At 63.0% G+C, this 11,212-nt stretch carries 9 protein-coding genes and 1 pseudogene; 7 read left to right on the top strand and 3 right to left on the bottom strand.

The features are described 5' to 3' along the window. Positions 1 to 2: 2 nt before the first annotated feature. Positions 3 to 200, bottom strand: a complete 198-nt coding sequence (locus tag VC35_RS27155) for a cation transporter (protein ID WP_046043755.1) — start codon at positions 198 to 200, stop codon at positions 3 to 5. Positions 201 to 348: 148 nt separating this feature from the next. Here VC35_RS27155 and VC35_RS27160 point away from each other — a divergent pair, with 148 nt between their 5' ends. The 3 genes from VC35_RS27160 (at position 349) to cueR (ending at position 3,635) form a co-directional block, all read left to right on the top strand. Next, complete coding sequence (locus VC35_RS27160; protein ID WP_046043756.1) at positions 349 to 732, top strand: hypothetical protein; 384 nt, start codon at positions 349 to 351, stop codon at positions 730 to 732. An 87-nt stretch (positions 733 to 819) separates the two neighbouring features. Next, positions 820 to 3,213, top strand: a complete 2,394-nt coding sequence (locus VC35_RS27165) for a heavy metal translocating P-type ATPase (protein ID WP_046043757.1) — start codon at positions 820 to 822, stop codon at positions 3,211 to 3,213. After that, the gene (cueR, locus tag VC35_RS27170) at positions 3,210 to 3,635 is read left to right on the top strand and encodes a Cu(I)-responsive transcriptional regulator (protein ID WP_046043758.1); all 426 of its coding nucleotides are present in this window, start codon (positions 3,210 to 3,212) and stop codon (positions 3,633 to 3,635) included. The genes VC35_RS27165 and cueR overlap by 4 nt, the downstream gene beginning before the upstream one ends. Before the next feature lie 140 nt (positions 3,636 to 3,775). Here the strand turns inward: cueR and VC35_RS27175 are convergent, their stop codons facing one another. Further along, positions 3,776 to 4,669 carry a PA4780 family RIO1-like protein kinase gene (locus VC35_RS27175; RefSeq protein WP_046043760.1) on the bottom strand — a complete coding sequence of 298 codons (894 nt, stop codon included), beginning with the start codon at positions 4,667 to 4,669 and terminating at the stop codon, positions 3,776 to 3,778. 445 nt (positions 4,670 to 5,114) lie between these two features. On the opposite strand from VC35_RS27175, the pseudogene VC35_RS30410 reads away from it, so the two are divergent. Both VC35_RS30410 and VC35_RS30415 read left to right on the top strand, forming a co-directional pair. Next, positions 5,115 to 6,203: pseudogene (locus VC35_RS30410) on the top strand (cache domain-containing protein); the annotation flags it as partial. A 129-nt stretch (positions 6,204 to 6,332) separates the two neighbouring features. After that, complete coding sequence (locus tag VC35_RS30415; RefSeq protein WP_404942377.1) at positions 6,333 to 7,061, top strand: methyl-accepting chemotaxis protein; 729 nt, start codon at positions 6,333 to 6,335, stop codon at positions 7,059 to 7,061. Between the two features lie 212 nt (positions 7,062 to 7,273). Here VC35_RS30415 and VC35_RS27185 read toward each other — a convergent pair whose 3' ends face one another. Then, positions 7,274 to 8,551, bottom strand: coding sequence for an acetyl-CoA C-acetyltransferase (locus VC35_RS27185; RefSeq protein WP_046043763.1), 1,278 nt, complete (start codon positions 8,549 to 8,551; stop codon positions 7,274 to 7,276). Between the two features lie 237 nt (positions 8,552 to 8,788). Between VC35_RS27185 and VC35_RS27190 the strand changes: the two genes are divergently transcribed. Together VC35_RS27190 and VC35_RS27195 are read left to right on the top strand one after the other, a co-directional pair. Continuing rightward, positions 8,789 to 10,141 carry a 3-oxoacyl-ACP reductase gene (locus VC35_RS27190; protein WP_046043764.1) on the top strand — a complete coding sequence of 451 codons (1,353 nt, stop codon included), beginning with the start codon at positions 8,789 to 8,791 and terminating at the stop codon, positions 10,139 to 10,141. 2 nt (positions 10,142 to 10,143) lie between these two features. Further along, positions 10,144 to 10,998: a MaoC family dehydratase gene (locus tag VC35_RS27195; protein WP_046043765.1), complete on the top strand. Its 855-nt coding sequence runs from the start codon at positions 10,144 to 10,146 to the stop codon at positions 10,996 to 10,998. Positions 10,999 to 11,212: the final 214 nt, after the last annotated feature.

Here is an 11,212-nt window from a genome sequence, read left to right on the forward strand (position 1 = left end):
ATTCAGGCCAATTTGACGCCGTAACCCTCTTCGCTGATCGCCTCGATCACCTGCTCGGCGGTCAGCGCACTTTCGACACCCACCTCCCTGGCCGCCAGATCGACCCGCACACTGGCCGCCGGGTCTTTGGCCTGGACAGCTTGGGTGATGGCCTTGACGCAGTGACCACAAGACATGCCTTCAACGTTGAACACTTGCATGGGATGACTCCTTTTCCGAAGGTTGAGCCCAGTTTCGAGCTTGCCACCATGGCAAGGTCAAGTTCTGGAGTTAGCTGCCGGGCTGGCAATCGGCGCGACGCTCGGCCAAGCTGCGTCCATCAATGACTCGAACTCAGGAGATTCAGCCATGCGCTGGTCAGTTTTCAGCCTGTTTGGCTTTCTCAGCCTTTTCGCCGCCGTGCCTTCGGTCAATGCTGCCGGTCAGGATTATGGCGTGCTGATCATTTCCCGCGAGCGCCTGGAAGTCGCGACCAGCTGCGAAATCGGTGTGTACATCCAGGATCAATTGGCGGCGCGGCTGTTTCAGGAACAGAGCACCTCGTTCAACCTGCCGCCGGGCATCGTCTCGCTGCGCCTGAAACTGCTGCCGGGCCAGGTCCCGGGCTGCAATCCGGGCATGCTCGCGCCGGGTTCGCAGGATATCCAGCTCAAGGCCGGGGATGTGCTCAAGTACCGGATCGCGATGACGCAGGACGGGATGTACCTCAAGCGCGCCGGTCTCGGCTACTGATCGGCTGCTTGATCTGAATTATGGCACTTGACCTTGCCAGCATGGCAAGGTTGATCCTGTGGTCATCTACTACAGGGAGTGCGACCGATGTCCGAATCCACCACGTTCGACCTGCCGATTGCCGGCATGACCTGCGCCAGTTGCGCTGGGCGGGTCGAGCGCGCCTTGAGCAAAGTCATTGGCGCCAGTGCCGTCAGCGTCAACCTCGCCACTGAACAGGCGCGGGTCCAGGCACCCAGCGACAGCCTGTCGGCCCTGATGGATGCCGTGGCCAAGGCCGGCTACAGCGTGCCGCAACAGCGCCTGGAATTGAGCATCGACGGCATGACCTGCGCTTCCTGCGTCGGTCGCGTCGAGCGTGCGCTAGGCAAGGTTGCCGGGGTGAAAAGCGTCAGCGTCAACCTGGCCAACGAACGCGCCCACCTTGAACTGCTCGGCCAGATCGACCCGCAAACCTTGATCGCCGCGGTGGCCAAGGCTGGCTACAGCGCCAGCGTGTGGGAAGTCGAACACCCGCCAACCGACGATCAACAACAGCGCCTGCACCGCGAACGCCTGGCCTTGATCATCGCCATTGCCCTCGCCTTGCCGCTGGTATTGCCGATGCTGCTACAGCCATTCGGCGTGCACTGGATGCTCCCGGCCTGGGCGCAATTCGCCTTGGCCACGCCGGTGCAGTTCATCTTCGGTGCACGGTTCTACGTCGCCGCGTGGAAAGCCGTGCGCGCCGGGGCCGGCAACATGGATTTGCTGGTTGCCTTGGGCACCAGCGCCGGGTATGGCTTGAGCCTGTACGAATGGGCCACCGCCGCCGGGCGCATGCCGCATCTGTACTTCGAAGCCTCGGCGGTGGTGATCGCCCTGGTGCTGCTGGGCAAGTACCTGGAAAGTCGCGCCAAGCGCCAGACCGCCAGCGCCATCCGAGCCCTCGAAGCCTTGCGTCCGGAACGGGCGATCCGGGTGATCGATGGCAACGAGCAAGACGTCGCCATCAGCGCCCTGCGCCTCAACGATCTGGTGATGGTCAAACCCGGCGAACGCTTCCCGGTGGACGGCGAAGTGGTTGAAGGCCAGAGCCACGCCGACGAAGCCCTGATCAGTGGCGAGAGCCTGCCGGTGCCCAAGCAGCCCGGCGACAGAGTCACCGGTGGCGCGATCAACGGTGAAGGCCGGTTGCTGGTGCGTACCCAGGCCCTCGGTGCGGAAACCGTGCTGGCGCGGATCATCCGTCTGGTGGAAGACGCTCAGGCTGCAAAAGCGCCGATCCAGAAACTGGTGGATAAAGTCAGCCAGGTGTTCGTGCCCACTGTGCTGCTGATTGCCCTGGCCACCCTGATCGGCTGGTGGCTGTACGGCGCACCGATGGAAACCGCGCTGATCAACGCCGTGGCGGTGTTGGTGATCGCCTGCCCGTGCGCCTTGGGCCTGGCCACGCCGACCGCGATCATGGCCGGCACCGGCGTGGCGGCGCGCTACGGGATTCTGATCAAGGACGCCGAAGCACTGGAGCGAGCCCATGAAGTCAGCGCGGTGGTATTCGACAAGACCGGCACCCTGACCTCCGGCGCCCCGCGCATTGCTCATCTGAGTGCTATCGACGGTAATGAGGCGAGCTTGCTGCAATTGGCCGGCGCCCTGCAACGCGGCAGTGAGCACCCGCTGGCCAAGGCTGTTCTGGATGCCTGTGCCGAGCGTGGATTGAAGGTGGCCGATGTCAGCGACAGCCAGTCCCTGACCGGCCGCGGCATCGCCGGCAACCTCGAAGGGCGTCGCCTGGCGCTGGGCAATCGGCGTCTGCTGGAGGACAGCGGCTTGAATGCCGGGCCGTTGGCCGACTCCGCAATCGCGTGGGAAAAAGAAGGCCGGACCTTGTCCTGGCTGATCGAACAATCCCCCGAACCACAGGTGCTGGGCCTGTTCGCCTTCGGTGACACCCTCAAGCCCGGCGCGCTGCAAGCGGTGCAACAACTCAGCGCACGGAACATCAGCAGCCACCTGCTGACCGGCGACAATCGCGGCAGCGCCAAGGTGGTGGCCGAGGTGCTGGGCATCCACGATGTGCATGCCGAAGTGCTACCGGCGGACAAAGCCGCCACGGTCGCCGCACTGAAACAAACCGGGGTGGTGGCGATGGTCGGCGACGGCATCAACGACGCCCCGGCACTGGCCGCCGCCGACATCGGCATTGCCATGGGTGGCGGCACCGACGTCGCCATGCACGCGGCCGGCATCACCCTGATGCGCGGCGATCCGAGACTGGTGCCGGCCGCATTGGAGATCAGCCGCAAGACCTACGCCAAGATTCGGCAGAATCTGTTCTGGGCCTTTGTCTATAACCTGATCGGCATTCCGCTGGCGGCCTTCGGCTTCCTCAACCCAGTGCTGGCCGGTGCGGCCATGGCGTTGTCGAGCGTCAGCGTGGTGAGCAATGCGTTACTGTTGAAAACCTGGAAACCCAAGGACCTGGAGGACAACCGATGAACATCGGCCAAGCGGCCCGCCACAGTGGCCTGAGCGCAAAGATGATCCGTTATTACGAATCCATCGGCCTGCTCAAGGCAGCCCATCGCACCGACAGCGGCTACCGGGTGTACGGCGATGACGACCTGCACACGCTGGCGTTCATCAAGCGCTCGCGGGACCTGGGGTTTTCCCTGGAAGAGGTCGGCAAGTTGCTGACCCTCTGGCAAGACCGCCAGCGCGCCAGCGCCGATGTGAAAGCGTTGGCTCGCCAGCACATCGATGAGTTGAACCAGAAGATCCGCGAGTTGGGCCAATTGCGCGACACCTTGCAGGACCTGGTCGAGCACTGTCAGGGCGATCATCGGCCGGATTGCCCGATCCTGAAGAATCTGGAGTCGGGGTGTTGTGCCACTCCGACCAACCACCGCAACGCCCTGTAGGAGTGAGCCTGCTCGCGATAGCAATCTGCCTGACACATCAATGTTGAACGTGCCGACGCTATCGCGAGCAGGCTCACTCCTACAAAGGATTTGGGTGGCGCACAAAAAACCCGGCCGAAGCCGGGTTTTTCTTTATCCGATCACTGCATCCAGGGCGGAGGCGGTTCTTCGGTCTTGCCCGGCGGAGCATCGTCCGCCGCGCGTACGGCTTGCTTGCGCTCTTCATCCAGGCGCGCGGCCTCGATCTCGCGCATGATGCCGCCCACGTCCGCCAGCTCTTCCGTGTCGGCGAACTCGCCGGTCAGAACACTGGCCGGGTGCAAGGTGCCGGCCTCGTACAAGGCCCACATTTCCTTGGCGTACTTGGTCTTCTTCAACTCCGGTGCAAACCGCCCGAAGTAGGACGCCATGTTGCCCACATCCCGCTCCAGCATGCTGAACGCGTGGTTGTTGCCCGCTGCGTCCACCGCCTGCGGCAGGTCGATGATCACCGGACCGGTCGGCGTCAGCAGCACGTTGAACTCGGACAGGTCACCGTGCACCAGACCGGTACACAGCATCAGCACGATCTGGGAAATCAGAAACGCGTGATACTCCCGGGCCTGGTCCGGCTCCAGCACCACATCGTTCAGGCGCGGAGCGGCATCACCGTACTCATCGGCCACCAGTTCCATGAGCAGCACGCCTTCGAGGAAGTCGAACGGCTTGGGCACCCGCACACCGGCACTGGCCAGACGGAACAGCGCCGCCACTTCGGCGTTCTGCCAAGCGTCCTCGGTTTCCTTGCGGCCAAACTTGGAGCCCTTGGCCATCGCACGGGCCTGACGGCTGTTGCGCACCTTACGGCCTTCCTGGTACTCGGCCGCCTGACGGAAACTGCGTTTATTCGCCTCCTTGTAGACCTTCGCGCAACGCAACTCGTTGCCGCAGCGCACCACATAAACAGCTGCTTCTTTACCACTCATGAGTGGGCGCAGCACCTCGTCGACCAGACCGTCCTCGATCAGGGGTTCAATGCGTTTTGGAGTCTTCATCAGCTTTTATTGTGGGTCCTTTATTACCAAACACGCGAAAGTCATTCGTTATACGGCAATCCACTCACGGGGGGGAGGGGTTGCCGACTTATGAACATTGCAGATGCACACAATGTACCGATTTCATCAGGTAAAACCGACGACCGCCATGGTCGTTCCAGATCATAGCCGAGCCTGCGTCACTTGTTGTGCATGGGCATTGAGGGTAATTGCGACAGAAGCTGACACCACCGCTCATACCTTCCGTAGGATTTTTCCCAACAGGCCTCAATTTCCTCCAACAACAGCCGAAGTCCTAAGTGACAAAGTGATTTGTCCGACAATCGCTGCCACAACAAAAGCGATGCCGCACTCAAGGACCCGGGTTGACCAAGAACGTTTACGGCTGCCAATAAACCGCGAGTCATCTGCACTGCGTGGGCCTACAAGAAAATCTGGAGCGCGGATGAACATCAAACAGAAGTTGACCTGGGCGTTTGCAATCATCGCCTGCCTGCCCGTGGTGCTGGTCGCCACCCTCGTTGTGCTGAACCTGCGCAGTGATGCCAGGGACGAATTCGTCGACGGCAGTGCCCGCGAGATTCGTCAGGTCAGCAACGCCATGCAATTGTTCTTTGACGGCATCAGCCAGAACGTCGATTACCTGGCCAAGCAGCCGTTGATCCGAAACTCCGACGACAGCCTCAAGACTTACATGGCCGCCAACGCCGAGAGCGTCCCTCAGGGCGAGACTGACAAAAAAGTCTTCACCCTGCTCCAGGATCTGGGCAACAGCCACCCGGCCTACGCCTATGCCATCCTCGGCACGGCGGCGGGCGGCTACGTGTCGTGGCCGGATGATCCGAAGCTGAATAACTACGACCCGCGCCAGCGCCCCTGGTACAAGGCGGCCCAGGCCAAACCGGGCAAGCCGTTCCGTACCGAGGCCTATTACTGGGCCCAGGACGACGCGACCTACGTCAGCACCGTGCGCACCATCGACAACAAGCTGGGCACCAATGGCGGCGTGGTCAGCATCGACGTGACGCTCAAGCAGCTCACCGAAATCGTCAAACAGATCAAGCTCGGTGAAACCGGCTACCTGATGCTGCTGGAAAACACCGGCATGGTCCTGGTGGATCCGAAACAACCGGAACACAACTTCAAACCGCTGAACAGCCTTGGCGACGGCTACGCGCAACTGGCCAAGGCCGGCAAAGGCCTGGTGGAAGTGGAGCTGAACGGCGAGCACTACATGGCCAACGTCTGGCCATCGGAACAACTGGGCTGGACCTTCATCGGCCTGATCAAACAGGACGACGTGATGAGTTCCGCGACCCAGTTGACCTGGTTGATCGCCATCATCGCCGCCGTCCTGGCTGTCATCTTCGCCGTCGTCGGCGCCAGTTTTGCCAGCCTCATCGTGCGCCCGATCCGCAGCGTGGCCAGCGGCCTGGAAGGCATCGCCCAGGGCGAAGGCGACCTGACCCAGAACCTGCAAATCCGTGGCAATGATGAAACCGCGCAACTGGCCAACTGGTTCAACCAGTTCCTGACCGCGATTCGCAACCTGATCCAGAACATCGGCGGCGCGGCGGGCAAAATCCTCGCCACGTCCAGGAGTTCGACCCAGGTCTCCAGCGACATGGCCGAAGCCGCCGGACGCCAGCGTGAAGCGGTGGACATGGTCTCCACGGCGTTCCACGAAATGGTCGCCACCGCCAACGAAGTCGCGCGCTCTTGCAGCCATGCGGCGGAGTCTGCCGACAGTGGCCAGCGCCAGGCTCGCGAAGGTCAGCAGCAGATCGATGCGGCGGTGAACAGCGTTGATCGCCTGAGCCAGGAAATCGAACAGTCGGCCCAGTCGATGCAACAGCTCGAACGCGACAGCAACGACATTCAGTCGATCCTGGGGACCATCCGCTCGATCGCCGAACAGACCAACCTGCTGGCGCTGAACGCCGCGATCGAAGCGGCCCGGGCTGGTGAACAAGGTCGCGGCTTTGCTGTGGTGGCTGACGAAGTGCGGGCCCTGGCCAAGCGCACGGCCGACTCCACGGCGGAAATCGACGGACTGCTGGGCAACCTGGCCAAACGCACCAGCCAGGTGACCCAACAGATGCACGCCAGCCTGGAAGTGTCCCAGCAATCGGTGACGCGCATCGGCGAGGCGCGCAACAGCTTCGGGCAGATCCGCGAGTCGGTGGACGTGATCCGCGACATGAACACCCAGATCGCCACGGCGGCGGAACAACAGCATCAAGTGGCCGAAGACATCAACCGGCACATCAGCCAGATCCATGGCGATGCGCAGCTAGTGGCGGAACTGGCCAACTCGGCGCGCCTGGATTCCCAGAGCCTGGCCGGGTTGTCCAATGAGCTGGACGGGTTGGTGCGCAGGTTCCGTACATAAGCGAACCGATCAACTGTGGCGAGGGGGCTTGTCGGAACGCCGCACCGCCCCGTTCGGTTGCGAAGCAGCCGTAAAGCGATCAACGTAGTGTGCCTGAGAAAAAGCGGTCGCTGATTTTACGACCGCTTCGCGCTCGAACGGGGCGGTGCGGCGTTCCGACAAGCCCCCTCGCCACAGGGATACTCAGTGTACTGGCCCCCGGAGCTAAACACTCAGCGCTCGATAATGGCGGTCACGCCCTGCCCGCCCGCCGCGCAGATCGATATCAGTCCCCGCCCCTTGCCCGCTGCATCCAGCAACTTCGCCAGGTTGGCGACGATACGCCCGCCCGTGGCGGCAAACGGATGCCCCGCTGCCAATGAACTGCCCTTGACGTTGAGCCTGCTGCGGTCGATCGAGCCCAGCGCCGCATCGAGCCCGAGACGGGTTTTGCAGTACTCCGGATCCTCCCAGGCCTTCAAAGTGCACAGCACTTGCGCGGCGAAGGCTTCGTGGATTTCGTAGTAGTCGAAGTCCTGCAAGGTCAGGCCATTGCGCGCCAGCAAACGCGGCACGGCGTAGACCGGTGCCATCAACAAGCCTTCGGCGCCGTTGACGAAATCCACCGCCGCCGCCTCGCCGTCACGCCAGTAGGCCAGGATCGGTAACCCGCGTGCCTTGGCCCATTCCTCGCTGCCCAGCAGCACCAGTGACGCACCATCGGTCAGCGGCGTGGAGTTGCCGGCGGTCAGAGTGCCCCTGGTGCTTTTCTCATAGGCCGGCTTGAGCGCGGCGAGCTTTTCCAGCGTCGAATCCGGGCGCAGGTTGTTGTCGCGGGTCAGGCCCAGGAACGGCGTCATCAGGTCGTTGTGCCAGCCCTCAGCGTAGGACGCGGCCAGTTTCTGATGACTCTCCAGCGCCAATTGATCCTGTGCCTGGCGAGGGATGCTCCAGGTCTGGGCCATCAGCTCGCAATGTTGGCCCATGGACAACCCGGTACGCGGCTCGCCGTTGCGCGGGAACTCGGGGATCAGATGTTTGGGACGCAATTGCAGGAAGGTTTTCAGTTTGTCGCCGGTGGTTTTGGCGCGATTGGCTTGCAGGAGGATTTTGCGCAGCCCCTCGCTGACGCTGATCGGTGCATCCGAGGTGGTGTCCACGCCACCGGCGATGCCGCAGTCGATCTGGCCCAGGGCAATCTTGTTCGCCACCAGCAACGCCGCTTCCAGCCCGGTGCCGCACGCCTGCTGGATGTCGTAGGCCGGGGTGGCGGGCGACAGCCGCGAACCCAGTACGCACTCGCGCGTGAGGTTCATGTCCCGCGACAACTTGAGCACCGCCCCGGCGACCACTTCGCCGATGCGCTGGCCGTGCAGGTTGTAACGCTCGATCAGGCCCTCGAGGGCGGCGGTGAGCATCACCTGGTTACTGGCCGTGGCGTAGGGGCCGTTGGAACGGGCGAAGGGAATCCGGTTACCGCCGATGATCGCGACGCGGCGCAGTTGGGTCATGAAGAGCTCCTGACAAAAGACCTGATGTAAACACTAACCCCTGTGGGAGCGAGCCTGCTCGCGAAGAGGTCAGCACATGCAACATCGATGTTGGCTGATACACCGCCATCGTCGGAACGCCGCCCGGAGCAAGCTCGCTCCTACACTGTAACCAAGCGTAGGCCTTATCTCGTGGATCGAACGACTGATCGCCATTCATGGTCCACACTTTGAACCCCAGCTTTCGGAGCGCGTTCCATGTCTGACCGCTATATCGACTTCGCCAATTCGTCCATCGGCCATCGCCTGGTCGGTGCCCTGGGGTTGCCGGCGCCGACCAGACTGGAGCGCTGGCAAGCGGGTCGGTTGCGACCTGTAGAAGGTGCACTGCTGATCGGCGGCGGACCGTTGGCCGAACACGTCAGCGCGTTCGCCAACCGCCTGACCGACGCGATCTACAGCTACGGCACCGAGCCTTCGCTGGCCACGGCCTGGATTCCCGGCCACGGACCGAAACTCAAGGCCGTGGTGTTCGACGCCAGTGACCTGCTGCACACCGATCAGCTCAAGCAACTGCGCGAGTTTTTCCAGCCGCTGATGAAGAACCTCGAACACTGCGCACACCTGGTGATTCTCGGGCGTGATCCGCAAACCCTGCGTGACCCGTTTGCCGCCAGTGCCCAGCGTGCCCTGGAAGGTTTCAGCCGCTCCCTGGCCAAGGAGTTGCGCAGCGGTGGCACCCTGCAATTGATCTACGTCGGCGAAGTTGCCGAGGCGCAACTGGAAGGCCCGCTGCGGTTTTTCCTCTCGCCCAAAAGCGCCTTCGTGTCCGGTCAGGTCATTCGCTTGAATCCGTGCGCAACGCCAGTCACCGACTGGACACGCCCGCTCGCCGGGCGCAAGGCATTGGTCACCGGCGCGGCGCGGGGCATTGGTGCCGCCATCGCTGAAACCCTGGCCCGCGATGGTGCCGATGTCATCCTGCTCGACGTACCGCCGGCCAAAACCGATCTCGAAGCCCTCGCCGCGCGCCTCGGCGGGCGCAGCATCACCCTCGACATCTGCGCCGAAGACGCCGCCGCGCAGTTGGTCGAACAACTGCCCGACGGCCTCGACATCGTGGTGCACAACGCCGGCATCACCCGGGATAAAACCCTGGCCAACATGACCCCGGAATTCTGGGACGCGGTGCTGGCGGTCAACCTCAACGCGCCGCAAGTGCTGACCAAAGCCCTGCTCGACAGCGGCACCCTGCACGACAACGGCCGGGTGATCCTGCTGGCGTCCATCAGCGGCATCGCCGGTAATCGCGGGCAAACCAATTACGCGGCGAGCAAGGCCGGGTTGATCAGTCTGGCACAAGCCTGGGCGCCGCTGCTCCACGAGCGCGGCATCAGCATCAACGCCGTGGCGCCGGGCTTCATCGAAACGCAGATGACCGCGCACATTCCCTTCGGCCTGCGCGAAGCCGGACGGCGCATGAGCTCCCTCGGCCAGGGCGGCCTGCCGCAGGACGTCGCCGAGGCCGTGGCCTGGCTCGCGCAACCGGGCACCGGCGCGTTCACCGGGCAAGCTTTGCGCGTATGTGGGCAAAGCGTTCTGGGGGCTTAAGGATGATCACCGACTGGCACACACTCAACCGCGAACCCAGCCTGCCGGGGTTGTACGCACGAGCGGCAACACGGCGAAAAATCACCGGCAGCCGCCTGCTCGATTCGGGTTTGCGTTGCTGGGTCGAAGTCGATCCCAAGCGCCTGGCGGCCTATCGCAAGGTCTGTGGTTTCGCCGACAACGGCCTACTGCCACCGACCTACCCGCACATCCTCGGGTTTGCCTTGCAGATGCAACTGCTCACAGCCAGGGACTTCCCGTTCCCGCTGCTGGGCCTGATTCACCTGAGCAACCGCATACGTGTGTTGCGCACCATGGGCGGGGTGAGTCGGGTGCGCGTCAGCGTGCAAGTGCAGAACCTGCAACCCCACACCAAAGGCGCGACGTTCGATCTGCTGACCAGCCTCGACGATCAGTTGGGCCCGTTGTGGGAAGCAGAAAGCCGGATGCTCTGTCGCGGCGTCAAACTCGAGGGCGAACCGCTCGAAGAGAACCTGGTATCGAGCCTTGTCCTGAGCGAAATCGAGCACTGGAAAGCGCCCTCGGAGATCGGCCGGCAATATGCCTGGGTGTCCGGCGACTACAACCCGATTCACCTAAGCGCGGCCAGCGCCCGACTCTTCGGCTTCCCGACCGCCATCGCCCATGGCCTGTGGAACAAGGCACGCACGCTGGCAGCGCTGGCCGGGCATCTGCCTGCGGCAAATGTTGAGATCGCCGTGCAGTTCAAGAAGCCGGTACGGTTGCCCAGCGAGGTGACGTTGCTGGCCAGTGCGCCGGGACCGAGCGGGGACTTTCAGTTGGTGGGTGTCGGGGATCTGGAGCATATGGTCGGGCACTGGCGGCCGGTTGCCTGACAAGGCTGATGTATGTGGCGAGGGAGCGTGCTCCCAGATAATCAGGCCGGCCGGTAGGCCGCCATCGCGAGCAGGCTCACTCCTACAGTTGGGCTGGGTACATTCGAAAGAAATTGGTCGGCTGGCAGGCCGCCATCGCGAGCAAGCTCGCTCCCACAGAAGAGCAAAGGCAGAGCAGCCCACACCACCCCGTCGCTTCTCACCACTCATCAGG

It is taken from the genome of Pseudomonas fluorescens, assembly GCF_000967965.1.
Classification (GTDB): Bacteria; Pseudomonadota; Gammaproteobacteria; order Pseudomonadales; family Pseudomonadaceae; genus Aquipseudomonas; species Aquipseudomonas grandcourensis.